Origin of the sequence: Cupriavidus sp. OTU4054, assembly GCF_038440175.1 — a bacterium.
Lineage (GTDB): Bacteria > Pseudomonadota > Gammaproteobacteria > Burkholderiales > Burkholderiaceae > Cupriavidus > Cupriavidus pauculus_D.
Genome location: NZ_JASATF010000014.1, coordinates 162,086 through 186,299, shown reverse-complemented (window position 1 = coordinate 186,299; position 24,214 = coordinate 162,086). Strand labels below are relative to the sequence as shown.

Genomic DNA, 24,214 nt, shown 5'->3' with positions numbered 1-24,214 from the left:
GGTGCGATCGACGGTGCGATCGTGCCGCGATGAGATCGTTACGCTGCTTTCAGCGCCCTGGCGGCGCCCCTATAGGGTGAGAGCGTGATGTTCATCGCGTCGGTTGTGGTTCGCTTCTGCGGCGTTTCTTGCCGCGGCAGGCAGTCTGACAAGACTTACCGCAAAGCCTCCGCCTGTAAGGTTTCAGGGCGAAGTGCTTGACAGTCTTGGCCAGATTCACCATAATCTCAAGTTCTCTGCGGAGAGGTGCCCGAGTGGCTAAAGGGGGCAGACTGTAAATCTGTTGGCTTACGCCTACGCTGGTTCGAATCCAGCCCTCTCCACCAGAATGCAAGACAGCAACCCGGCTTAGCCGGTGTGAAGCAGGAAGTAGCCCGGGCGGGTGTAGCTCAATGGTAGAGCAGAAGCCTTCCAAGCTTACGACGAGGGTTCGATTCCCTTCACCCGCTCCAGCGTCGCGGTTGCCGTCAGCGAAGTAGTTCCAAGTTTCGCCCATGTGGCTCAGTGGTAGAGCACTCCCTTGGTAAGGGAGAGGTCGGCAGTTCGATCCTGCCCATGGGCACCAAATACCCGCACTGGCAGTTGCTACCGAGACAGGAGTCGCGAAATGGCAAAGGAAAAGTTCGAACGGACCAAGCCGCACGTGAACGTTGGCACGATTGGTCACGTTGACCATGGCAAGACGACGCTGACGGCGGCAATCGCCACGGTGCTGGCTTCGAAGTTCGGCGGCTCGGCAAAGAAGTACGACGAAATCGACGCGGCGCCGGAAGAGAAGGCACGTGGTATCACGATCAACACGGCGCACGTGGAGTACGAAACGGCGAACCGCCACTACGCCCACGTTGACTGCCCGGGCCACGCTGACTATGTGAAGAACATGATCACGGGTGCGGCGCAGATGGACGGCGCGATCCTGGTGTGCTCGGCCGCTGACGGCCCGATGCCGCAGACGCGCGAGCACATCCTGCTGGCGCGCCAGGTTGGTGTGCCGTACATCATCGTGTTCCTGAACAAGTGCGACATGGTGGACGACGCCGAGCTGCTCGAGCTGGTGGAAATGGAAGTGCGCGAGCTGCTGTCGAAGTACGACTTCCCGGGCGACGACACGCCGATCATCAAGGGTTCGGCCAAGCTGGCGCTGGAAGGCGACAAGGGCGAGCTGGGCGAAGTGGCGATCATGAACCTGGCCGACGCGCTGGACACGTACATCCCGACGCCGGAGCGCGCGGTTGACGGTACGTTCCTGATGCCGGTGGAAGACGTGTTCTCGATCTCGGGCCGCGGTACCGTGGTGACGGGTCGTATCGAGCGCGGCGTGGTGAAGGTCGGCGAAGAAATCGAAATCGTGGGTATCCGCCCGACGGTGAAGACGACCTGCACGGGCGTGGAAATGTTCCGCAAGCTGCTGGACCAGGGTCAGGCTGGCGACAACGTGGGTCTGCTGCTGCGCGGCACGAAGCGCGAAGACGTGGAGCGTGGTCAAGTTCTGTGCAAGCCGGGCTCGATCAAGCCGCACACGCACTTCACGGGTGAGGTCTACATTCTGTCGAAGGACGAAGGTGGCCGTCACACGCCGTTCTTCAACAACTACCGCCCGCAGTTCTACTTCCGTACGACCGACGTGACCGGCTCGATCGAGCTGCCGAAGGACAAGGAAATGGTCATGCCGGGTGACAACGTGTCGATCACGGTCAAGCTGATCGCCCCGATCGCCATGGAAGAAGGTCTGCGCTTCGCTATTCGCGAAGGTGGCCGTACCGTCGGCGCCGGCGTCGTGGCAAAGATCCTCGACTAAGCAGTATCACTGGCGAACGCGACACCAACCGGTCGCGTTCGTTTGCCAGAGGGGTTGGCCTGGTGCCGACCCCGCAGTTGTTTTAGGGGTATAGCTCAACTGGCAGAGCGTCGGTCTCCAAAACCGAAGGTTGGGGGTTCGATTCCCTCTGCCCCTGCCAATTCAATCAGCCGCGTCGCGAGGAGCAATCGCGACGCGGCTTAGTCTCGTTTGCGAAACATGGCCAATCCCAATGTCGAAACCGTAGGTGCCTCGAGCGGCAAGTGGCTGCTCGCGGTGGCGGTGCTGCTGGTGGTTGCCGGAGTCATCGGATTCTACGTGCTGGCGCAGCAGCCGGCCTACGTGCGTGGTGCTGCGCTGTTCGCCGGGCTCGCGCTCGGCGTCGTCGTCGCGCTGGTCTCCGCCCCCGGCAAGGACTTCGTTGGATTCGCCAAGGAATCGTATCGGGAAGTTCGCAAGGTCGTATGGCCGACGCGCAAGGAAGCAGGTCAGATGACGGGACTGGTGTTCGTCTTCGTCGTTGTCATGGCGCTGTTCCTGTGGTCGGCCGACAAGCTGATCGAATGGGTGATCTTCTCGCTCGTTCTTGGCTGGAAATAAGAGGTAGCACATGACGGATAACGCCCAGCAGGAAACCACCGCCGCGGAATCGCCTTCTTCGAAGAAGCGCTGGTATGTCGTGCATGCTTATTCCGGCATGGAAAAGAGCGTGCAGCGCGCGCTGCAGGAGCGCATCGATCGCGCCGAGATGCAGGACAAGTTTGGTCGCATCCTCGTGCCGTCGGAAGAAGTTGTCGAGATCAAAGGCGGTCACAAGTCGGTGACCGAGCGTCGTTTCTTCCCGGGCTACGTGCTCGTGGAAATGGAAATGACCGACGAGACGTGGCACCTCGTGAAGAACACGAGCAAGGTCACCGGTTTCGTGGGCGGGGCGCGTAATCGCCCGAGCCCGATTTCCCAGCGGGAAGTCGACAAGATCATGACCCAGATGCAGGAAGGGGTCGAGAAGCCGCGTCCCAAGACGCTGTTCGAAGTGGGCGAAATGGTGCGCGTCAAGGACGGCCCGTTCACCGACTTCAACGGCAACGTCGAGGAAGTGAACTACGAGAAGTCGCGTCTGCGCGTCTCGGTCACGATCTTCGGACGCGCGACGCCGGTCGAGCTCGAGTTCGGCCAGGTCGAGAAGGTGTAAAGGAGCTTTGCCCGGCGCGACCCGAAAGGGAAGCGACGGGATGATCCGGCCACGTGCCGGATCCAAAGAGGAGCGTGAGGTCACGCCAGGCGTGGCGACAGCGCGTTATGACTCAACTGGATCGTTCCGTGAACGGAAGATCCGTATGGAGTAAAGATGGCCAAGAAGATCGTTGGCTTTATCAAGCTGCAAATTCCGGCTGGTAAGGCGAATCCCTCCCCGCCCGTTGGTCCCGCACTGGGTCAGCGTGGTCTGAACATCATGGAGTTCTGCAAGGCGTTCAACGCCCAGACCCAGGGCATGGAACCTGGTCTGCCGGTGCCGGTGGTGATTACCGCCTTCGCCGACAAGAGCTTCACGTTCGTGATGAAGTCGCCCCCCGCGACCGTGCTGATCAAGAAGGCAGCCGGCGTGACCAAGGGCTCGCCGAAGCCGCACACCGACAAGGTGGGCAAGATCACCCGCGCCCAGGCTGAAGAAATCGCCAAGGCCAAGAACGCCGATCTGACCGCTGCCGATCTGGACGCAGCCGTTCGCACGATCGCCGGCTCGGCACGTTCGATGGGCATCACCGTGGAGGGTCTGTAAATGGCTAAGGTTTCGAAGCGCGTCGCCGCCAACAAGGCGAAGATCGAGCGCACCAAGTTCTACGCGATCGACGAGGCTCTGGGCCTGGTGAAGGGTGCTGCCACCGCCAAGTTCGACGAGTCGATCGACGTGGCCGTGCAACTGGGCATCGATGCGAAGAAGTCGGACCAGGTGGTTCGCGGTTCCGTGGTGCTGCCGGCCGGTACCGGCAAGTCGGTGCGCGTGGCTGTGTTCGCCCAGGGCGACAAGGCACAAGCCGCCAAGGACGCTGGCGCCGACGTGGTCGGCATGGAAGACCTGGCCGAGCAAGTCAAGGCCGGTAACCTGAACTTCGACGTCGTGATCGCTTCGCCGGACACGATGCGTATCGTCGGTACGCTGGGCCAGATCCTCGGCCCGCGTGGCCTGATGCCGAACCCGAAGGTCGGCACGGTGACGCCGGACGTGGCCCAGGCTGTGAAGAACGCCAAGGCCGGTCAGGTGCAATTCCGTGTGGACAAGGCCGGTATCATCCACGCCACCATCGGTCGTCGTTCGTTCGAAGACACCGCGCTGAAGAGCAACCTCGCCGCGCTGCTGGACGCGCTGGTGAAGGCCAAGCCGGCCACGAGCAAGGGCGTGTACCTGCGCAAGATCGCCGTGTCGTCCACGATGGGCGTTGGCGTGCGCGTTGACCAGGCTTCGCTGGCAGCCTGATCGCTGCTGGCAGTCGCTGACCGGAACCCGATAACGCCGGTTGGACAGAAATGAGAGATCCCGCTTCGCGCGGGATCGGCCCCGGGCCCGGAAGGGAAGGGGCAAGGCTTTGGGCAGTGGAGCTCGCTCCGCTGGTTATCAAAGACCGCTGGTGTCCGCGGGCGCAGGTTGGCCTCGTGGACTTAATCGGAAGGCTGGGCGTGAAACGCCCTGATCCGACCCGCCAGCGCAGATGGCGAACCCGAAGGAATTGAAGGATCCGGGCAACCGGGTGATTCGGTTCAATCGGACGCCGTTCGTTTGGACTGATGCGTGACGTTGGATCGTGGATTCGACACCGCATCGTTTTGGAGCTTAACCGTGCCACTCAATATTGAAGATAAGAAGGCCGTCGTTGCTGAGGTATCGGCGCAAGTCGCCGCCGCCCAGACCATCGTCGTCGCCGAATATCGCGGCATCACGGTTGGCGATCTGACCAAGCTGCGTGCTACCGCCCGCCAGCAAGGTGTGTACCTGCGCGTTCTGAAGAACACGCTGGCCCGCCGCGCTGTGGAAGGTACGCCGTTCGCTGGCCTCGCAGAGCAGATGACCGGTCCGCTGATCTACGGTATTTCCGCAGATGCAGTCGCTCCGGCCAAGGTTCTGAACGACTTTGCCAAGACCAACGACAAGCTGGTTCTGCGTGCAGGTTCGTTCGACGGCAAGGTCCTCGATGCTAACGCCGTCAAGGCGCTGGCTTCGATCCCGAGCCGCGACCAGCTGCTGGCTCAGCTGCTTGGCGTCATGCAGGCACCGGTGTCGGGCTTCGCCCGTCTGCTGGCTGCAGTGGCTGCCAAGAAGGCAGAAGGCGCACCTGCGGAGGCCGAAGCGGCTCCCGCGGACGCAGCCTGAGCTTCGCGTCGTCTCGCATAGACAGATCGCAATACCGATACCGAATCACATCTAGGAGTAATTCCAAATGGCAATCACCAAAGACGACATCCTCGAAGCCGTAGGCGCGATGTCCGTGATGGAACTGAACGACCTGGTCAAGGCGTTCGAAGAGAAGTTTGGCGTGTCCGCTGCTGCGATGGCTGTTGCCGCCGCTCCGGGCGCTGGTGGTGGCGCTGCCGCTGCTGAAGAAAAGACCGAGTTCAACGTTGTTCTGGCCGAAGTCGGCGCAAACAAGGTTGGCGTGATCAAGGCCGTTCGCGAAATCACCGGTCTGGGCCTGAAGGAAGCCAAGGACCTGGTCGATGGCGCACCGAAGCCCGTCAAGGAAGGCGTGGACAAGGCTGCTGCCGACGAGGCCAAGAAGAAGCTGGAAGACGCCGGCGCGAAGGTCGAAGTCAAGTAAGTGGTATGCGCGTGCCCTCAGGCACGCCATCAGGGCTGGCAAAGGGGAATCCCGGCGCCAGCCTTTTTGCGCTTCTGTGGGGTGTGTTTGATGCGGCACCCGAAACGTTCGTCGGAAGGCTTCGGCGGCGCGGAATGCGCAAGAATGTGATTTAACAGGTACTGCGACGGCGAAGATTCGATCTTGCCGCAGCAGAAGCCAAACATCAGTGGCACACTAGGTGGTTGCTGATGTTTGTCTTCTGAACCGACTGCAGAAGACAAGTTTGGTCGGGTGTCCCCCGGGCGAGTACAGGCATTGCGCCGATGCAATGACCACACCGCCCGCAGCGTGCGGACACCGTCAGCCAGAGGTTGGTAGCGGCCAACCGCCAAATCCCCTCCCAGTCGCTGAACACCTCAGGGTAGGACAGGTCCACCTGCCCTGCGATGATTCGGAGATCCCATGGCGTACAGCTTCACCGAAAAGAAGCGCATTCGCAAATCGTTTGCGAAGCGCGCGACGGTCCATCAGGTTCCATTCCTGCTTGCCACTCAGATTGAATCCTACACCCAGTTCCTGCAAGCGGATACCGCTGCCGCACGCCGCAAGAGCGAGGGGTTGCAGGCTGCTTTCAACGCGATCTTCCCCATTTCGTCCCATAACGGGCTTGCCCGTATGGAATTCGTTTCGTATCACCTGTCCAACCCGCCGTTCGACGTCAAGGAGTGCCAGCAGCGTGGCCTGACGTTCCACTCGGCGCTTCGTGCCAAGGTTCGCCTGATCATCAACGATCGCGAGAACCCGGGCAAGGTGAAGGAAGTGAAGGAGCAGGAAGTCTACATGGGCGAGATTCCGCTCATGACGTCGACCGGCTCGTTCGTGATCAACGGCACCGAGCGTGTCATCGTGTCCCAGCTGCACCGTTCGCCTGGCGTGTTCTTCGAGCACGACAAGGGCAAGACGCACAGCTCGGGCAAGCTGCTGTTCTCGGCACGGATCATCCCGTACCGCGGTTCGTGGCTCGACTTCGAATTCGATCCGAAGGACATCCTGTACTTCCGCGTCGACCGCCGCCGCAAGATGCCGGTGACGATCCTGCTGAAGTCGATCGGCCTCACGCCCGAACAGATCCTCGCGCACTTCTTCGTGTTCGACAACTTCACGCTGCAGTCGGAAGGCGCGCAGCTGGAGTTCGTGCCCGAGCGCCTGCGCGGTGAAGTCGCGCGCTTCGACATCGCCGACAAGAACGGTCGCGTGGTCGTCGAGAAGGACAAGCGTATCAACGCAAAGCACATTCGCGACCTGGACTCGGCTGGCACCAAGCTGATCAGCGTGCCGGAAGACTATCTGCTCGGCCGCGTGCTGGCGAAGAACATCGTCGATCCCGACACGGGTGAGGTGATTGCCAACGCCAACGACGAGCTGACGGAAACGCTGCTCGAGAACCTGCGCGAAGCCGGCGTCAAGGAAATCCAGACGCTGTACACGAACGACCTCGACCAGGGCCCGTACATGTCGCAGACGCTGCGCGTGGACGAGACCGTGGATCAGACCGCCGCGCGTATCGCGATCTATCGCATGATGCGCCCGGGCGAGCCGCCCACCGAGGAAGCCGTGGAAGCGCTGTTCCAGCGCCTGTTCTACAGCGAGGAATCGTACGACCTGTCGCGCGTTGGCCGCATGAAGGTCAACAGCCGTCTGTCGCGCCCGAGCGGCGAGGGCAGCATGGTGCTGCAGGACGAGGACATCCTCGAGACGATCAAGATCCTCGTGAACCTGCGTAACGGCAAGGGCGAGGTCGATGACATCGATCACCTGGGCAATCGTCGTGTGCGTTGCGTGGGCGAACTGGCCGAAAACCAGTTCCGCGCCGGTCTGTCGCGTGTGGAGCGCGCGGTCAAGGAACGTCTGGGCCAGGCCGAGACGGAAAACCTGATGCCGCACGATCTGATCAACTCGAAGCCGATCTCGTCGGCGATTCGCGAGTTCTTCGGTTCTTCGCAGCTGTCGCAGTTCATGGACCAGACCAACCCGCTGTCGGAAATCACGCACAAGCGTCGTGTCTCCGCACTGGGCCCGGGCGGTCTGACGCGCGAACGCGCGGGCTTTGAAGTCCGCGACGTGCACCCGACCCACTATGGCCGTGTGTGCCCGATCGAAACGCCGGAAGGTCCGAACATCGGTCTGATCAACTCGCTGGCACTGTATGCGCGCCTGAACGAGTACGGCTTCCTCGAGACGCCGTACCGCAAGGTCGTGGACAGCAAGCTGACTGACCAGGTGGATTACCTGTCGGCCATCGAGGAAGGCAAGTACGTGGTGGCCCAGGCCAACGCGACCGTGGATGCCGAAGGCAACCTGATCGACGAACTGGTTTCCGCGCGCGAAGGTTCCGAGCGCGAAACCCGTATGGTCACGCCGGACCGCGTGCAGTACATCGACGTGGCGCCGTCGCAGATCGTGTCGGCGGCTGCCTCGCTGGTGCCGTTCCTCGAGCACGACGATGCAAACCGTGCACTGATGGGCGCGAACATGCAGCGTCAGGCCGTGCCTTGCCTGCGTCCGGACAAGCCGCTGGTGGGTACCGGTATCGAACGTACCGTGGCCGTCGACTCGGGCACCGCCGTCCAGGCGATGCGCGGTGGCGTGGTCGACTACGTCGATGCGATGCGTATCGTGATCCGTGTGAACGACGACGAAGCCGTGGCCGGTGAAGTCGGCGTGGACATCTACAACCTGATCAAGTACACGCGCTCGAACCAGAACACGAACATCAACCAGCGTCCGATGGTCAAGGTGGGCGACATCGTGGCCCGCGGCGACGTGGTGGCCGACGGTGCGTCGACCGACCTCGGCGAACTGGCGCTCGGCCAGAACATGCTGGTGGCGTTCATGCCGTGGAACGGCTACAACTTCGAAGATTCGATTCTGATCTCCGAACGCGTGGTGGCCGAAGACCGCTACACCTCGATCCACATCGAGGAACTGTCGGTCGTCGCCCGTGACACGAAGCTGGGACCCGAGGAAATCACGCGCGACATCTCGAACCTCGCCGAAGCGCAACTCGCGCGTCTGGACGAGTCGGGCATCACGTACATCGGCGCCGAAGTGGAAGCCGGTGACGTGCTGGTCGGCAAGGTGACGCCGAAGGGCGAAACCCAGCTGACGCCGGAAGAGAAGCTGCTGCGCGCGATCTTCGGCGAGAAGGCATCGGACGTAAAGGACACCTCGCTGCGCGTGCCGTCGGGCATGAGCGGCATCGTGATCGACGTCCAGGTCTTCACGCGTGAAGGCGTGACGCGCGACAAGCGCGCCCAGTCGATCATCGACGACGAACTGAAGCGCTACCGCCTGGACCTGAACGACCAGCTGCGTATCGTGGAAGGCGATGCGTTCCAGCGTCTGGAGCGTCTGCTGCTCGACAAGACCGTCAACGGCGGTCCGAAGAAGCTGGCCAAGGGCGCCAAGCTGACGCGCGAGTACCTGGCCGATCTGGACAAGTACCACTGGTTCGACATCCGTCCGGCCGACGAGGAAGTGGCTGCCCAGCTGGAAGCCGTCAAGGAAGCCATCGAGCAGAAGCGCCACGAGTTCGACCTCGCGTTCGAAGAAAAGCGCAAGAAGCTCACGCAGGGCGACGAACTGCCGCCGGGCGTGATCAAGATGGTCAAGGTGTACCTGGCCGTCAAGCGCCGCCTGCAGCCTGGCGACAAGATGGCAGGCCGTCACGGTAACAAGGGTGTCGTGTCGAAGATCACGCCGATCGAAGACATGCCGTACATGGCGGACGGTACCCCGGCCGACATCGTGCTGAACCCGCTGGGCGTGCCGTCGCGGATGAACGTGGGCCAGATTCTGGAAACCCACCTCGGCTGGGCCGCGCGCGGTCTGGGCGAGCGCATCGGCAACATGCTGAAGGCGCAGGTGAAGGCCCAGGAACTGCGCAAGCTGCTTGCTCAGATCTACAACGAGAGCGGCAAGGCCGAAGACCTGGACAGCCTGTCCGACGCGGAAGTGCTCGAACTGGCCACGAACCTGAAGAAGGGCGTGCCGTTCGCGACGCCGGTGTTCGACGGTGCGCACGAAGACGAAATCCGCCGCATGCTGGATCTCGCCTATCCGGAAGACATCGCCAAGGAGAAGGGTCTGACCGCCTCCAAGCAGCAGGTCACGCTGCACGATGGCCGCACCGGCGAAGCGTTCGAGCGTCCGGTCACGCTGGGTGTGATGCACATGCTGAAGCTGCATCACCTGGTCGATGACAAGATGCACGCGCGCTCGACGGGTCCGTACTCGCTGGTGACGCAGCAACCGCTGGGCGGCAAGGCGCAGTTCGGTGGCCAGCGTTTCGGTGAGATGGAAGTGTGGGCACTGGAAGCCTACGGCGCGTCGTACGTGCTGCAGGAAATGCTGACGGTCAAGTCCGATGACGTGAACGGCCGTACCAAGGTGTACGAGAACATCGTCAAGGGCGAGCACTCGATCGATGCCGGCATGCCGGAGTCGTTCAACGTGCTGGTGAAGGAAATCCGCTCGCTGGGTATCGACATCGACCTCGATCGCTACTGATCGCGGCACCCCGGCTAAGCAGGATTTCTCACAGGATGAATGCCACCCCTTCGGACAATGTCCGGGAGGGTGGCGAAACAAGGAGTTGCAATGAAAGCATTGCTCGATCTCTTTAAGCAGGTACAGCAGGAAGAGCAGTTCGACGCGATCAAGATCGGTCTCGCCTCGCCCGAGAAGATCCGTTCGTGGTCGTACGGTGAAGTGAAGAAGCCGGAAACGATCAACTACCGCACGTTCAAGCCCGAGCGCGATGGTCTGTTCTGCGCCAAGATCTTTGGCCCGATCAAGGACTACGAGTGCCTGTGCGGCAAGTACAAGCGCCTGAAGCACCGCGGCGTGATCTGCGAGAAGTGCGGCGTGGAAGTAACGCTGGCCAAGGTTCGCCGCGAGCGCATGGGCCACATCGAACTGGCTGCGCCGACCGCGCACATCTGGTTCCTGAAGTCGCTGCCGTCGCGTCTGGGCATGGTCCTGGACATGACGCTGCGCGACATCGAGCGCGTGCTGTACTTCGAAGCGTTCGTGGTGCTCGAGCCCGGCATGACCCCGCTCAAGAAGAGCCAGATCATGTCCGAGGACGACTACATCGCGAAATGCGACGAGTACGGCGAGGGCGAGTTCGTGGCGATGATGGGTGCCGAGGGCATCCGTGAACTGCTGCGCGGCATCGACATCGAGAAGCAGATCGAACAGATCCGCGCCGAACTGCAGGCCACGGGTTCGGAAGCCAAGATCAAGAAGTTCGCCAAGCGCCTGAAGGTGCTCGAGGCCTTCCAGCGTTCGGGCATCAAGCCCGAGTGGATGATCCTCGAAGTGCTGCCGGTGCTGCCGCCCGAGCTGCGCCCGCTGGTGCCGCTGGATGGCGGCCGCTTCGCGACCTCGGACCTGAACGACCTGTACCGCCGCGTGATCAACCGTAACAACCGGTTGAAGCGTCTGCTCGAGCTGAAGGCGCCCGAGATCATCGTGCGCAACGAAAAGCGCATGCTGCAGGAAGCAGTGGACTCGCTGCTGGACAACGGCCGTCGCGGCAAGGCGATGACCGGCGCCAACAAGCGTCCGCTGAAGTCGCTCGCCGAAATGATCAAGGGTAAGGGCGGTCGTTTCCGTCAGAACCTGCTGGGCAAGCGCGTGGACTACTCGGGCCGTTCGGTCATCGTGGTGGGCCCGACGCTCAAGCTGCATCAGTGCGGCCTGCCCAAGCTGATGGCGCTCGAACTGTTCAAGCCTTTCATCTTCCACAAGCTGGAAACGATGGGCATCGCCACCACGATCAAGGCGGCGAAGAAGGAAGTGGAAAGCCAGACGCCGGTGGTGTGGGACATCCTCGAAGAGGTGATCCGCGAGCACCCGGTGATGCTGAACCGCGCGCCGACGCTGCACCGTCTGGGTATCCAGGCGTTCGAACCCGTGCTGATCGAAGGCAAGGCCATTCAGCTGCACCCGCTCGTCTGCGCGGCGTTCAACGCCGACTTCGACGGTGACCAGATGGCCGTTCACGTGCCGCTGTCGCTGGAAGCGCAGATGGAAGCGCGCACGCTGATGCTGGCGTCGAACAACGTGCTGTTCCCGGCCAACGGCGATCCGTCGATCGTGCCGTCGCAGGACGTGGTGCTGGGTCTGTACTACACGACCCGCGACAAGATCAACGGCAAGGGCGAAGGCATGACCTTTGCCGACGTGAGCGAAGTGCTGCGTGCGTACGAGAACAAGGAGGTCGAACTGGCTTCCCGCGTGAACGTGCGTATCGTCGAGTACGACCTCGTGGACAAGGACGCGCAGGGCGATGCCCGCTTTGCGCCGAAGATCACGCTGCAGGCCACGACGGTCGGCCGCGCGATCCTGTCCGAGATCCTGCCGAAGGGTCTGCCGTTCTCGGTGCTGAACAAGCCGCTGAAGAAGAAGGAAATCTCGCGCCTGATCAACACGGCATTCCGCAAGTGCGGTCTGCGCGAAACGGTGATCTTCGCGGACAAGCTGCTGCAGTCGGGCTTCCGTCTGGCTACGCGCGCCGGTATCTCGATCGCGATCGACGACATGCTCGTGCCGCCGCAAAAGGAGAAGATCATCTCCGAAGCGGCTGCCAAGGTGAAGGAATACGACAAGCAGTACATGTCGGGTCTGGTGACGGACCAGGAGCGTTACAACAACGTCGTGGACATCTGGGGCGCCGCCGGCGACCAGGTGGGCAAGGCGATGATGGAACAGCTCCAGCACGAAGACGTGGTTGACCGCGAGGGCAAGACCGTCAAGCAGGAATCGTTCAACTCGATCTACATGATGGCCGACTCGGGCGCGCGGGGTTCCGCGGCGCAGATTCGTCAGCTGGCCGGCATGCGGGGCCTGATGGCCAAGCCGGATGGCTCGATCATCGAAACGCCGATTACGGCGAACTTCCGTGAAGGCCTGAACGTTCTGCAGTACTTCATCTCGACCCACGGCGCGCGTAAGGGCCTGGCGGATACGGCGCTGAAGACCGCGAACTCGGGTTACCTGACCCGTCGTCTGGTCGACGTGACGCAGGATCTGGTCGTGGTGGAAGACGATTGCGGTACGTCGAACGGCGTGGCCATGAAGGCGCTGGTCGAAGGCGGTGAAGTCATCGAAGCCCTGCGCGACCGTATCCTCGGCCGCGTGACCGTGGCCGACGTGGTGAACCCGGAAACGCAGGAGACCGCGATCGAGACGGGCACGCTGCTCGACGAAGATCTGGTGGACCTGATCGACAGCCTGGGCGTGGACGAAGTGAAGGTGCGCACGCCGCTGTCGTGCGACACGCGCTACGGTCTGTGCGCGAAGTGCTATGGCCGCGATCTGGGCCGTGGCGTGCTGGTGAACTCCGGCGAAGCGGTGGGCGTGATTGCCGCGCAGTCGATCGGTGAGCCGGGTACCCAGCTGACCATGCGTACGTTCCACATCGGTGGTGCGGCATCGCGTGCGGCAGTGGCCTCGAGCGTGGAAGCCAAGGCGACCGGTACGGTCCGCTTCACGGCGACCATGCGCTACGTGACCAACGCCAAGGGTGAACTGATCGTGATCTCGCGTTCGGGCGAGACGCTGATCACGGACGACCATGGCCGCGAGCGCGAGCGTCACAAGATCCCGTACGGCGCCACGCTGCTGGTGCAGGACGGTCAGTCGATCAAGGCCGGTACGCAGCTGGCCACGTGGGATGCACTGACGCGTCCGATCGTCTCGGAGTACTCGGGCACCATCAAGTTCGAGAACGTCGAGGAAGGCGTGACCGTTGCGAAGCAGATGGACGAAGTGACGGGCCTGTCGACGCTGGTCGTCATCGACGCCAAGCGCCGTACCGCCGCGACGAAGGGTCTGCGCCCGCAGGTGAAGCTGCTGGACGCGAACAACCAGGAAGTGAAGATCCCGGGCACGGACCACTCCGTGACCATCGGCTTCCAGGTTGGCGCACTGATCACCGTGAAGGACGGTCAGCAGGTGCACGTGGGTGAAGTGCTCGCGCGTATCCCGACCGAGTCGCAGAAGACCCGCGACATTACCGGTGGTCTGCCGCGTGTGGCCGAGCTGTTCGAAGCGCGTTCGCCGAAGGATGCCGCCGTGCTGGCGGAAGTCACCGGCACGACGTCGTTCGGCAAGGACACCAAGGGCAAGCAGCGTCTGGTCATCACGGATCTCGACGGCAATGCGCACGAGTTCCTGATCGCCAAGGAAAAGCAGGTGCTGGTGCACGATGGCCAGGTGGTGAACAAGGGCGAAATGATCGTGGAAGGTCCGGCGGACCCGCACGACATCCTGCGCCTGAAGGGCATCGAGGAACTCGCGCACTACATCGTCGACGAAGTGCAGGACGTGTACCGTCTGCAGGGCGTGAAGATCAACGACAAGCACATCGAAGTGATCGTGCGTCAGATGCTGCGCCGTGTTCAGATCGTGGACGTGGGCGACACCAAGTTCATCCCGGGTGAACAGGTGGAGCGTTCGGAACTGCTCGACGAGAACGATCGCGTGATCGCCGACGGCAAGCGTCCGGCCACGTACGAGAACCTGCTGCTCGGTATCACCAAGGCGTCGCTGTCCACGGACAGCTTCATCTCGGCGGCATCGTTCCAGGAAACGACGCGCGTGCTGACGGAAGCCGCGATCATGGGCAAGACCGACGACCTGCGTGGTCTGAAGGAAAACGTGATCGTGGGTCGTCTGATCCCCGCCGGTACCGGCCTGGCCTACCACCGTGCCCGCAAGGCGCGCGAGGCAGCCGAACGCGAACGCGCCCAGGCGATCTCGGACGAAGAGCAATCGCTCTTCATCGAGCCGCCGGTGGTGCAGGCGACCGAAGGCGACGGCGACGCAGTCTGAGCCCCGCATCTCGCCACCCCTGTGGTGGCGACGTGAAAAGCCCGGCCTTCTGGCCGGGCTTTTTTTTGCCTGCCGCGCGCGTGTTGCGCATATTTCGCGGGAATGCGATTTCCTGTTTTCTGGTGCATGCGGATGCTATGCGTGTCGATCGCACGCAAAGGAGGCGTCCGTGACCGTTGGCCCGCTGTTGCTCTGTCCCATGCCGCTGACCGTCGCCGCGCTGTGCGCCCTGGCGTTCCCGGGCGATGCGGGGCCGCAGGCCGCCTCCCGGCTGTCTCCCGGCGCGTCGGTGACGCAGGCCGCGCCGAAGGCATGGCTCGACCTCACGCCCGGCGCCGCGATGCTGAACCTCAATGATTTGCACACGCGCGAGCGCGTCGAGCGCGCCTGCGCAAGTGGCCGGCCCACGTCCCCCGACGATTGCGCGCAACTGGAGGCGCTGCGCCGGCACGAGGCCTCGCAACGCCCCGGCGCGCCCGACCGGGGCGGCGTGGCGCCGCCGCCCGGACAGCGCTGGCCCACGGATACGGGATTTCCGCCGCCGGGCGGGAGGGGGGATGCGATGCCGTATCCGTGCGCCCCGGCGAACCCATGTCAGCGCTGATTGCAAACATGCCGGCTTCAGGCACGGGGCTTAGTGGTAAGGTTACGGCCTTTACGGCTTTCCGCATTTCCGTTGTCTATGTCGCGCGCGCTGGCGATTCTCAAGGATGTCTTCGGCTACCACGCCTTTCGCGGCCGGCAGGCGGAGATCATCGACCATGTCGCCGACGGCGGCGACAGCCTCGTGCTCATGCCTACGGGCGGCGGCAAGTCGTTGTGCTATCAGATTCCCGCGCTGCTGCGGCAGCGTGCGGGCCATGGCACGGGCATCGTCGTGTCGCCGCTGATCGCGTTGATGCAGGATCAGGTGGCCGCGCTCACGGAAGCGGGTGTCCATGCGGCCGTGCTCAACTCCACGCTGACGAGCGCGGAGGCGTCCGCGGTCGAGCGTGACCTGCTCGCGGGCCGGCTCGAGATCCTCTACGTGGCGCCGGAGCGGCTGATGACCCCGCGCTTCCTCGATCTGCTCGAACGCACCCGCGTCGGCGTGTTCGCGATCGACGAGGCCCACTGCGTATCGCAGTGGGGCCACGATTTCCGCCCCGAGTACATCCAGCTGTCGGTACTGCACGAGCGGTTCCCGCGCGTGCCGCGCATCGCGCTGACCGCCACCGCCGATGCGGTCACGCGCAACGAGATCGTCGAACGGCTCGCGCTGGACGAAGCGCGCGTGTTTATCTCCAGCTTCGACCGGCCCAATATTCGCTACCGCATCGTCGAGAAGGACAACGCGCGCCAGCAGCTGCTGGCCTTTATCAAGGCCGAGCACATGGGGGCTGGCGGGTCGCACGACAGCGGCATCGTCTATTGCCTGTCGCGCAAGAAGGTCGAAGAGACCGCGAGCTGGCTCGCGAGCCATGGCATTCAGGCGCTCGGATACCACGCGGGCATGGATGCGCAGGTGCGCCAGCACCATCAGGCGCGTTTCCGCGAGGAAGAAGGCATCGTGATGGTCGCGACCATCGCGTTCGGCATGGGGATCGACAAGCCCGATGTCCGGTTCGTCGCCCATCTGGATCTGCCCAAGAGCATGGAGGGCTATTACCAGGAGACCGGCCGCGCCGGCCGCGACGGCCTGCCCGCCAATGCCTGGATGGCTTACGGCCTGGGGGACGTCGTGCAGCAGAAGCGCATGATCGACGAGTCCGAGGCAGACGAAGCGCACAAGCGCGTCTCCTCGTCGAAGCTCGATGCCCTGCTGGGTTTGTGCGAGACGCCGGGATGCCGGCGCGTACGGATTCTTGCGTACTTCGACGAGTCCGCCGAGCCCTGCGGCAACTGCGATACGTGCCTCGAGCCGCCCGCGACCTGGGACGGCACGCGCGAGGCGCAGATGGCGCTGTCCTGCGTCTACCGGACCGCCCAGGCCAGCCGCGTGCATTTCGGTGCGACGCACCTGATCGACGTGCTGCGCGGCAATGCCTCGGAAAAGGTGCGGCAGTGGGGGCACGACAAGGTGTCCACCTTCGGCATCGGCGCCGACCGCTCGGTGTCCGACTGGCATGCGATCTTCCGCCAGCTGATCGCGCACGGGCTGCTCGTCATCGACCACGGCGGCCACGGTGCGCTGCTGCTCGGCGATTCCGCGCGCGCGGTACTCAAGGGCGAGCAGTCGATCACGCTGCGGCGGCAGGTCAGCAAGCCCGGCCGGAGCACCGACCGGGCCGCACGGGGCAGCCGCACCGACCATACCGCGGACATGGACGAGGATGCGCTGGCCAACTGGGAAGCGCTGCGCCGCTGGCGCACGGAAACCGCGCGCGAGCACGGCGTACCGGCCTATGTCATCTTCCATGACGCCACGCTGGCAGAGCTCGCGCGCAGTGCGCCCGAAACCCACGATGCCCTCGCGGAAGTGCCCGGCATCGGCGCCTCGAAGCTCGAACGGTACGGCGACGACATCCTCGAAACACTGCGCGCGGTGCCGTAATCGGGCGCGTTCGGTATACCTGTCGCGGTATACCGCCGAGACGCTTGACCGTTGCCAGCCACCCCGCTATAGTGCCAGATTCGAGTTTTTGGCTTCGGATTTCGCGCGCCTGTGAAAATGTGAACGTCTGTTCGCTACAGGTTGTGTCGGCGGGATCCAGGCGAGCTCGCGCTCTTTGGCAAGTCTGTCACTTCACAGTCCCTTCCCTCGAGCGTTCGCTCAATCCTCTCGCCCAAAATTCGTAGTGCCCCTCCGGCCGGCTGATGCGGTGGAGGGGTGTTTTTGTAAAACCAAGCTGGATTGAACAATGCCAACTATCAACCAACTGGTTCGCAAGCCGCGCGTCTCTGAAGTCGTCAAGAGCAAGAGCCCCGCGCTTGAGAACTGCCCGCAGCGTCGCGGCGTGTGCACCCGCGTGTACACCACGACGCCGAAGAAGCCGAACTCGGCACTGCGTAAGGTCGCCAAGGTGCGCCTGACCAACGGTTTCGAGGTCATCTCGTACATCGGCGGTGAAGGCCACAACCTGCAGGAACACTCGGTCGTGCTGATCCGCGGCGGCCGTGTGAAGGATCTGCCGGGTGTGCGTTACCACATCGTCCGTGGCTCGCTCGACCTGCAAGGCGTGAAGGACCGCAAGCAGGCACGTTCGAAGTACGGCGCGAAGCGTCCGAAGGCTGCCTAACTGGCAACCTGGGCATAACGCCCGAAGCAACAAGCGATGGCCTGTGGCGCATGCGTCATGGAGCTGTCACCAGGCGGCGGTACAACGGAGTGTTTAGCGCCGTGCCGTCGAGTAAGTGGTCACCCGGCGAATTTGCCCGAAGCGAATACCGAGGCAAGCTAGTTGGTGGCCGGAGAGTGCGAATTGAAATCCGCTCTCAACTGAATCTAGAGGAAAGAAGATGCCACGTCGTCGTGAAGTCCCCAAGCGGGAAATTCTGCCTGATCCGAAGTTCGGTAACGTTGAAGTTGCCAAGTTCATGAACGTGCTGATGCTGGATGGCAAGAAGTCGGTTGCCGAGCGTATCGTGTACGGCGCGTTCGATCAGATCGAAAAGAAGGCAGGCAAGGCCCCGATCGAAGTGTTCTCCGTTGCCATCAACAACGTAAAGCCGGTGGTCGAAGTGAAGAGCCGCCGCGTTGGCGGTGCCAACTATCAGGTTCCGGTCGAAGTTCGTCCGTCGCGTCGTCTGGCATTGGCGATGCGTTGGCTGCGCGAGGCCGCGAAGAAACGCAGCGAGAAGTCGATGGCGCTGCGCCTGGCAGGTGAACTGCTCGAAGCATCGGAAGGCCGTGGCGGCGCGATGAAGAAGCGCGACGAAGTGCACCGCATGGCCGAAGCCAACAAGGCGTTCTCGCACTTCCGCTTCTAAAGCGCGCGATTACGCGGTTGGTTGCCGGGCGGGCTGTGTCGTTACACATCTCGCCCGTTTGTGTTAGGGGCGTAGACGAAGAGATGTCTGCGCCTCATGGACGAAATAGAGGATTAAAGTGGCTCGTAAGACTCCCATTGAGCGCTACCGTAACATCGGTATTTCGGCTCACATTGACGCGGGTAAAACCACCACGACCGAGCGGATCCTGTTCTACACCGGTGTGAACCACAAGATCGGTGAAGTGCACGACGGCGCGGCCACCATGGACTGGATGGAGCAGGAGCAGGAGCGTGGCATCACGATCACCTCCGCTGCGACCACCGCCTTCTGGAAGGGCATGGGCGGCAACTACCCCGAGCACCGCTTCAACATCATCGACACCCCGGGACACGTGGACTTCACCATCGAGGTGGAGCGTTCCATGCGCGTGCTGGATGGCGCCTGCATGGTGTACTGCGCAGTGGGTGGCGTGCAGCCGCAGTCGGAAACCGTCTGGCGTCAGGCCAACAAGTACGGCGTGCCGCGTCTGGCGTTCGTCAACAAGATGGACCGTACCGGCGCGAACTTCTTCAAGGTCTACGACCAGCTGAAGACCCGCCTGAAGGCCAACCCGGTGCCCGTCGTCGTGCCTATCGGCGCTGAAGACGGCTTCCAGGGCGTCGTCGATCTGCTGGAAATGAAGGCGATCATCTGGGACGAAGCCAGCCAGGGCGTGAAGTTCGAGTACCAGGACATCCCGGCCGAACTGAAGGCTACCGCTGACGAATGGCGCGAGAAGATGGTCGAGTCCGCCGCCGAAGCCAGCGAAGAGCTGATGGAAAAGTACCTGGGCGGCGAAGAGCTGACCCGTGCCGAGATCGTCAAGGCACTGCGCGACCGTACCATCGCCTGCGAAATCCAGCCGATGCTGTGCGGCACCGCGTTCAAGAACAAGGGCGTGCAGCGTATGCTCGACGCCGTGATCGACTTCCTGCCTTCGCCGGTCGATATCCCGCCGGTCAAGGGCGTGGACGAGAACGACGACGAGAAGAAGCTCGAGCGCAAGGCCGACGACGGCGAGAAGTTCTCGGCGCTGGCATTCAAGATCATGACGGACCCGTTCGTGGGCCAGCTGATCTTCTTCCGCGTCTACTCGGGCAAGATCAATTCGGGCGACACCGTGTACAACCCGGTGAAGCAGAAGAAGGAGCGTCTGGGCCGTATTCTGCAGATGCACGCCAACCAGCGCGAAGAAATCAAGGAAGTGCTGGCCGGCGACATCGCCGCGGCCGTGGGCCTGAAGGACGCGACCACCGGCGATACGCTGTGCGATCCGGCTGCACCGATCGTGCTCGAGCGCATGATCTTCCCGGAGCCCGTGATCTCGCAGGCCGTCGAGCCGAAGACCAAGGCCGACCAGGAAAAGATGGGTATCGCCCTGAACCGCCTGGCTGCCGAAGATCCTTCGTTCCGCGTGCGTACCGATGAAGAATCGGGCCAGACCATCATTTCGGGCATGGGCGAGCTCCACCTCGAAATTCTGGTCGACCGCATGAAGCGCGAATTCGGCGTGGAAGCCAACATCGGCGCGCCGCAGGTGGCTTACCGCGAAACCATCCGCAAGACCGCGGAAGGCGTCGAGGGCAAGTTCGTCAAGCAGTCGGGCGGCCGTGGCCAGTACGGTCACGCCGTGATCACGCTGGAACCGCAGGAGCAAGGCAAGGGCTTCGAGTTCATCGACGCGATCAAGGGCGGTGTGATTCCTCGCGAATACATCCCCGCGGTCGAAAAGGGTATCGTGGACACGCTGCCGTCCGGTATCCTCGCCGGCTTCCCGGTGGTGGACGTGAAGGTCACGCTGACGTTCGGTTCGTACCACGACGTGGACTCGAACGAAAACGCGTTCCGCATGGCCGGCTCGATGGCTTTCAAGGAAGCCATGCGCAAGGCCAGCCCGGTGCTGCTCGAGCCGATGATGGCCGTGGAAGTGGAAACGCCGGAAGACTACACGGGTACCGTGATGGGCGATCTGTCGTCCCGCCGCGGCATCGTGCAGGGCATGGACGACATGGTTGGCGGCGGCAAGATCATCAAGGCCGAAGTCCCCCTGTCGGAAATGTTCGGTTATTCCACGTCGCTGCGCTCGGCCACGCAAGGCCGCGCCACGTACACCATGGAATTCAAGCACTACGCTGAAGCACCGAAGAACATTGCCGAAGCCGTGATGTCGGCCAAGGCCAAGCAATAAAAGCTTCGCCGCCACGCGCGATCCGCGTGGCGGCGCAATGAATTGAATCAGACTGCATTCCATTAGGAGCTGAAAAATGGCAAAGGAAAAGTTCGAACGGACCAAGCCGCACGTGAACGTTGGCACGATTGGTCACGTTGACCATGGCAAGACGACGCTGACGGCGGCAATCGCCACGGTGCTGGCTTCGAAGTTCGGCGGCTCGGCAAAGAAGTACGACGAAATCGACGCGGCGCCGGAAGAGAAGGCACGTGGTATCACGATCAACACGGCGCACGTGGAGTACGAAACGGCGAACCGCCACTACGCCCACGTTGACTGCCCGGGCCACGCTGACTATGTGAAGAACATGATCACGGGTGCGGCGCAGATGGACGGCGCGATCCTGGTGTGCTCGGCCGCTGACGGCCCGATGCCGCAGACGCGCGAGCACATCCTGCTGGCGCGCCAGGTTGGTGTGCCGTACATCATCGTGTTCCTGAACAAGTGCGACATGGTGGACGACGCCGAGCTGCTCGAGCTGGTGGAAATGGAAGTGCGCGAGCTGCTGTCGAAGTACGACTTCCCGGGCGACGACACGCCGATCATCAAGGGTTCGGCCAAGCTGGCGCTGGAAGGCGACAAGGGCGAGCTGGGCGAAGTGGCGATCATGAACCTGGCCGACGCGCTGGACACGTACATCCCGACGCCGGAGCGCGCGGTTGACGGTACGTTCCTGATGCCGGTGGAAGACGTGTTCTCGATCTCGGGCCGCGGTACCGTGGTGACGGGTCGTATCGAGCGCGGCGTGGTGAAGGTCGGCGAAGAAATCGAAATCGTGGGTATCCGCCCGACGGTGAAGACGACCTGCACGGGCGTGGAAATGTTCCGCAAGCTGCTGGACCAGGGTCAGGCTGGCGACAACGTGGGTCTGCTGCTGCGCGGCACGAAGCGCGAAGACGTGGAGCGTGGTCAAGTTCTGTGCAAGCCGGGCTCGATCAAGCCGCACACGCACTTCACGGGTGAGGTCTACATTCTGTCGAAGGACGAAGGTGGCCGTCACACGCCGTTCTTCAACAACTACCGCCCGCAGTTCTACTTCCGTACGACCGACGTGACCGGCTCGATCGAGCTGCCGAAGGACAAGGAAATGGTCATGCCGGGTGACAACGTGTCGATCACGGTCAAGCTGATCGCCCCGATCGCCATGGAAGAAGGTCTGCGCTTCGCTATCCGCGAAGGTGGCCGTACCGTCGGCGCCGGCGTCGTGGCAAAGATCCTCGACTAAGCATCCTTTCGGGGCGTGCCTTCGGGCATGACCCCTTTATCCCGGGCCGCTGGCCCATCGCTCTTTAAGGAACAATCATGCAGAACCAGAAGATCCGTATCCGCCTGAAGGCTTTCGACTATCGCCTGATCGACCAGTCGGCCGCCGAAATCGTGGATACCGCCAAGCGCACCGGCGCGATCGTCAAGGGTCCCGTGCCCCTGCCGACCCGCATCCAGCGCTTCGACATCCTGCGTTCGCCGCACGTCAACAAGACCAGCCGCGATCAGTTCGAGATCCGCACGCACCAGCGTCTGATGGATATCGTCGATCCGACCGACAAGACCGTGGACGCGCTGATGAAGCTCGACCTGCCGGCTGGCGTGGACGTCGAAATCAAGGTGTAAGCATGAACCCAGGCGGCGCCAGCCGCCTGTGATCGGCTCGGAACGGCGGACTTCGGTCCGCCGTTTTGCTTTCGGAAGCGCTCAAAGTATCCCCCGCGCCGCAAACGTGTCGCATTCACGTCGTCTACGCGCACCGTACACACACGATCATCTAGAAATATGCGAGGTGGTTGTTGTTCTTTCCAAAGTACTGAGATATAGTGTACGGCTACCCGTTTCTTCGGGTAGTGGGTGGCCATTTTGGCCGTGCGCAATCTTCTTCGCGCAACCCGCTCACACAGTTTTCGTGTATCAATCAGCCCCGGCCAATCGCAGCTGGGAATGGAGCAAACCATGAGCCTTGGCCTTGTAGGTCGCAAGGTTGGCATGACCCGTATTTTCACGGACGACGGTGATTCGATTCCCGTTACCGTGGTCGAGGTCGGCGACAACCGCGTGACGCAAATCAAGACGGACGAGACCGACGGTTATACCGCGGTTCAAGTCACCTTCGGCAGCCGACGCGCAAGCCGTGTCACCAAGCCGCTGGCGGGTCACCTCGCCAAAGCCGGTGTCGAAGCCGGTGAAGTCATCAAAGAGTTCCGTATCGATGCCGCAAAGGCTGCCGAGCTGCAAGCCGGCGCCGCGCTGTCGGTCGACCTCTTCGAAGTCGGTCAGAAGATCGACGTTCAAGGCGTGAGCATCGGTAAGGGCTACGCCGGTACCATCAAGCGCTACCACTTTGCGTCGGGTCGTGCCACCCACGGTAACTCGCGTTCGCACAACGTGCCGGGTTCCATCGGTATGGCGCAGGATCCGGGCCGTGTGTTCCCCGGCAAGCGCATGACGGGCCACCTGGGTGACGTCACCCGCACCGTCCAAAACCTCGAGATCGCCAAGATCGACGCAGAGCGCAAGCTGCTGCTGGTCAAGGGTGCCATCCCGGGTTCGAAGGGCGGCAAGGTCATCGTTACCCCGGCCGTCAAGGCCAAAGCCAAAGCTTAAGGAGCGCATCAATGGAACTCAAGCTCCTCCAGGACAATGGCCAGATCGGCGCCGGCGTGAACGCCTCGCCGGAAGTGTTCGGCCGTGACTACAACGAAGCCCTCGTTCACCAGATCGTGGTTGCTTACCAGGCTAACGCGCGTAGCGGTAACCGTAAGCAGAAGGATCGTGAAGAGGTCAAGCACACGACCAAGAAGCCGTGGCGCCAGAAGGGTACGGGCCGTGCTCGTGCCGGTATGTCTTCCTCGCCGCTGTGGCGCGGGGGCGGCCGTATCTTCCCGAATTCGCCGGAAGAGAACTTCAGCCAGAAGGTCAACAAGAAGATGTTCCGTGCCGGTATGCGCTCGATTTACTCGCAGCTCGCACGTGAAGGTCGTATCAACGTCGTGGACGGTTTCACGGTCGACGCGCCCAAGACCAAGCTCTTGGCCGACAAGTTCAAGGCCATGGGCCTGGACTCGGTGCTGATCATCACCGACAGCCTCGACGAAAACCTCTACCTGGCTTCGCGCAACCTGCCGCACGTGGCAGTTGTCGAGCCGCGCCAGGCAGATCCGCTCTCGCTCGTGCACTACAAGAAGGTGCTCGTGACCAAGGCGGCTGTCGCGCAGATCGAGGAGTTGCTCAAATGACGCAAGTAGCCAAGAACGATCATCGTTTGATGCAGGTGCTGCTCGCGCCGGTGGTTTCCGAAAAGGCAACCCTGGTCGCCGACAAGAATGAGCAGGTTGTGTTCGAAGTGGCCCGCGATGCTAACAAGCTCGAAGTGAAGGCCGCCGTCGAACTGCTGTTCAAGGTCGAGGTGCAGTCCGTTCAGATCCTGAACCAGAAGGGCAAGCAAAAGCGTTTCGGTCGCTTCATGGGTCGTCGTAACCACGTGAAGAAGGCCTACGTTTCGCTGAAGCCGGGTCAGGAAATCAATTTTGAAGCGGAGGCCAAGTAATC

19 protein-coding genes and 4 tRNA genes are annotated in these 24,214 nt (G+C 62.5%); all 23 read left to right on the top strand.

The features are described from left to right. The first annotated feature begins 240 nt into the window (after positions 1-240). The 23 genes from AAHB16_RS18190 (at position 241) to rplW (ending at position 24,212) form a co-directional block, all read left to right on the top strand. A tRNA-Tyr gene (locus AAHB16_RS18190) sits at positions 241-326 on the top strand. Between the two features lie 52 nt (positions 327-378). Continuing rightward, positions 379-452 (top strand) — tRNA-Gly (locus AAHB16_RS18185). A gap of 38 nt (positions 453-490) precedes the next feature. Further along, positions 491-565, top strand: a tRNA-Thr gene (locus tag AAHB16_RS18180). 42 nt (positions 566-607) lie between these two features. Further along, positions 608-1,798: an elongation factor Tu gene (tuf, locus tag AAHB16_RS18175; protein WP_150373502.1), complete on the top strand. Its 1,191-nt coding sequence runs from the start codon at positions 608-610 to the stop codon at positions 1,796-1,798. Between the two features lie 84 nt (positions 1,799-1,882). Further along, positions 1,883-1,958: transfer RNA gene (locus tag AAHB16_RS18170), tRNA-Trp, on the top strand. Between the two features lie 59 nt (positions 1,959-2,017). Beyond that, the gene (secE, locus tag AAHB16_RS18165; protein WP_150373503.1) at positions 2,018-2,398 is read left to right on the top strand and encodes a preprotein translocase subunit SecE; all 381 of its coding nucleotides are present in this window, start codon (positions 2,018-2,020) and stop codon (positions 2,396-2,398) included. Positions 2,399-2,408: 10 nt separating this feature from the next. Then, entirely contained in the window at positions 2,409-2,990 is a 582-nt protein-coding gene (nusG, locus tag AAHB16_RS18160) for a transcription termination/antitermination protein NusG (RefSeq protein WP_109585069.1), read from the top strand. Between the two features lie 156 nt (positions 2,991-3,146). After that, on the top strand, positions 3,147-3,578 hold the full coding sequence (gene rplK, locus AAHB16_RS18155) for a 50S ribosomal protein L11 (RefSeq protein WP_109585070.1): 432 nt from the start codon (positions 3,147-3,149) through the stop codon (positions 3,576-3,578). Next, positions 3,579-4,274 carry a 50S ribosomal protein L1 gene (rplA, locus tag AAHB16_RS18150; RefSeq protein WP_109585071.1) on the top strand — a complete coding sequence of 232 codons (696 nt, stop codon included), beginning with the start codon at positions 3,579-3,581 and terminating at the stop codon, positions 4,272-4,274. A 360-nt stretch (positions 4,275-4,634) separates the two neighbouring features. Beyond that, entirely contained in the window at positions 4,635-5,165 is a 531-nt protein-coding gene (gene rplJ / locus AAHB16_RS18145; protein ID WP_150373504.1) for a 50S ribosomal protein L10, read from the top strand. Positions 5,166-5,232: 67 nt separating this feature from the next. After that, positions 5,233-5,610, top strand: a complete 378-nt coding sequence (gene rplL / locus AAHB16_RS18140) for a 50S ribosomal protein L7/L12 (protein ID WP_109585073.1) — start codon at positions 5,233-5,235, stop codon at positions 5,608-5,610. Positions 5,611-6,054: 444 nt separating this feature from the next. Then, positions 6,055-10,161: a DNA-directed RNA polymerase subunit beta gene (gene rpoB / locus AAHB16_RS18135; RefSeq protein ID WP_150373505.1), complete on the top strand. Its 4,107-nt coding sequence runs from the start codon at positions 6,055-6,057 to the stop codon at positions 10,159-10,161. A gap of 90 nt (positions 10,162-10,251) precedes the next feature. After that, positions 10,252-14,493 carry a DNA-directed RNA polymerase subunit beta' gene (gene rpoC / locus AAHB16_RS18130; RefSeq protein ID WP_150373506.1) on the top strand — a complete coding sequence of 1,414 codons (4,242 nt, stop codon included), beginning with the start codon at positions 10,252-10,254 and terminating at the stop codon, positions 14,491-14,493. Between the two features lie 169 nt (positions 14,494-14,662). Then, a complete protein-coding gene (locus AAHB16_RS18125; protein ID WP_342051610.1) occupies positions 14,663-15,097 on the top strand; it encodes a hypothetical protein in 435 nt (144 codons plus the stop codon). A gap of 78 nt (positions 15,098-15,175) precedes the next feature. Beyond that, entirely contained in the window at positions 15,176-17,026 is a 1,851-nt protein-coding gene (gene recQ / locus AAHB16_RS18120) for a DNA helicase RecQ (RefSeq protein ID WP_150373946.1), read from the top strand. A gap of 307 nt (positions 17,027-17,333) precedes the next feature. Next, positions 17,334-17,711 (top strand): 30S ribosomal protein S12, encoded by a 378-nt coding sequence (rpsL, locus tag AAHB16_RS18115; protein WP_010810460.1) that lies wholly within the window; start codon positions 17,334-17,336, stop codon positions 17,709-17,711. A gap of 220 nt (positions 17,712-17,931) precedes the next feature. After that, positions 17,932-18,402 carry a 30S ribosomal protein S7 gene (rpsG, locus tag AAHB16_RS18110; RefSeq protein WP_109585078.1) on the top strand — a complete coding sequence of 157 codons (471 nt, stop codon included), beginning with the start codon at positions 17,932-17,934 and terminating at the stop codon, positions 18,400-18,402. Between the two features lie 118 nt (positions 18,403-18,520). Next, on the top strand, positions 18,521-20,632 hold the full coding sequence (gene fusA, locus AAHB16_RS18105) for an elongation factor G (protein WP_150373508.1): 2,112 nt from the start codon (positions 18,521-18,523) through the stop codon (positions 20,630-20,632). 76 nt (positions 20,633-20,708) lie between these two features. Then, a complete protein-coding gene (tuf, locus tag AAHB16_RS18100) occupies positions 20,709-21,899 on the top strand; it encodes an elongation factor Tu (protein ID WP_150373502.1) in 1,191 nt (396 codons plus the stop codon). A 77-nt stretch (positions 21,900-21,976) separates the two neighbouring features. Further along, positions 21,977-22,285, top strand: a complete 309-nt coding sequence (gene rpsJ / locus AAHB16_RS18095) for a 30S ribosomal protein S10 (RefSeq protein WP_006160488.1) — start codon at positions 21,977-21,979, stop codon at positions 22,283-22,285. Positions 22,286-22,618: 333 nt separating this feature from the next. Then, on the top strand, positions 22,619-23,269 hold the full coding sequence (rplC, locus tag AAHB16_RS18090) for a 50S ribosomal protein L3 (protein WP_115955550.1): 651 nt from the start codon (positions 22,619-22,621) through the stop codon (positions 23,267-23,269). A gap of 11 nt (positions 23,270-23,280) precedes the next feature. Beyond that, positions 23,281-23,901 (top strand): 50S ribosomal protein L4, encoded by a 621-nt coding sequence (rplD, locus tag AAHB16_RS18085; RefSeq protein ID WP_150373509.1) that lies wholly within the window; start codon positions 23,281-23,283, stop codon positions 23,899-23,901. Next, positions 23,898-24,212 carry a 50S ribosomal protein L23 gene (rplW, locus tag AAHB16_RS18080; RefSeq protein ID WP_109585082.1) on the top strand — a complete coding sequence of 105 codons (315 nt, stop codon included), beginning with the start codon at positions 23,898-23,900 and terminating at the stop codon, positions 24,210-24,212. The genes rplD and rplW overlap by 4 nt, the downstream gene beginning before the upstream one ends. Positions 24,213-24,214: the final 2 nt, after the last annotated feature.

Bases quoted from the DNA above. Each gene is read 5' to 3' on its own strand.
- recQ (WP_150373946.1), top strand. From the start codon at position 15,176: ATGTCGCGCGCGCTGGCGATTCTCAAGGATGTCTTCGGCTACCACGCC.
- rpsG (WP_109585078.1), top strand. From the start codon at position 17,932: ATGCCACGTCGTCGTGAAGTCCCCAAGCGGGAAATTCTGCCTGATCCG.
- secE (WP_150373503.1), top strand. From the start codon at position 2,018: ATGGCCAATCCCAATGTCGAAACCGTAGGTGCCTCGAGCGGCAAGTGG.
- rpsJ (WP_006160488.1), top strand. From the start codon at position 21,977: ATGCAGAACCAGAAGATCCGTATCCGCCTGAAGGCTTTCGACTATCGC.
- rplD (WP_150373509.1), top strand. From the start codon at position 23,281: ATGGAACTCAAGCTCCTCCAGGACAATGGCCAGATCGGCGCCGGCGTG.
- rplK (WP_109585070.1), top strand. From the start codon at position 3,147: ATGGCCAAGAAGATCGTTGGCTTTATCAAGCTGCAAATTCCGGCTGGT.
- rplL (WP_109585073.1), top strand. From the start codon at position 5,233: ATGGCAATCACCAAAGACGACATCCTCGAAGCCGTAGGCGCGATGTCC.
- tuf (WP_150373502.1), top strand. From the start codon at position 608: ATGGCAAAGGAAAAGTTCGAACGGACCAAGCCGCACGTGAACGTTGGC.
- rpoB (WP_150373505.1), top strand. From the start codon at position 6,055: ATGGCGTACAGCTTCACCGAAAAGAAGCGCATTCGCAAATCGTTTGCG.
- rplA (WP_109585071.1), top strand. From the start codon at position 3,579: ATGGCTAAGGTTTCGAAGCGCGTCGCCGCCAACAAGGCGAAGATCGAG.
- tuf (WP_150373502.1), top strand. From the start codon at position 20,709: ATGGCAAAGGAAAAGTTCGAACGGACCAAGCCGCACGTGAACGTTGGC.
- nusG (WP_109585069.1), top strand. From the start codon at position 2,409: ATGACGGATAACGCCCAGCAGGAAACCACCGCCGCGGAATCGCCTTCT.
- rplC (WP_115955550.1), top strand. From the start codon at position 22,619: ATGAGCCTTGGCCTTGTAGGTCGCAAGGTTGGCATGACCCGTATTTTC.
- rpsL (WP_010810460.1), top strand. From the start codon at position 17,334: ATGCCAACTATCAACCAACTGGTTCGCAAGCCGCGCGTCTCTGAAGTC.
- rpoC (WP_150373506.1), top strand. From the start codon at position 10,252: ATGAAAGCATTGCTCGATCTCTTTAAGCAGGTACAGCAGGAAGAGCAG.
- rplW (WP_109585082.1), top strand. From the start codon at position 23,898: ATGACGCAAGTAGCCAAGAACGATCATCGTTTGATGCAGGTGCTGCTC.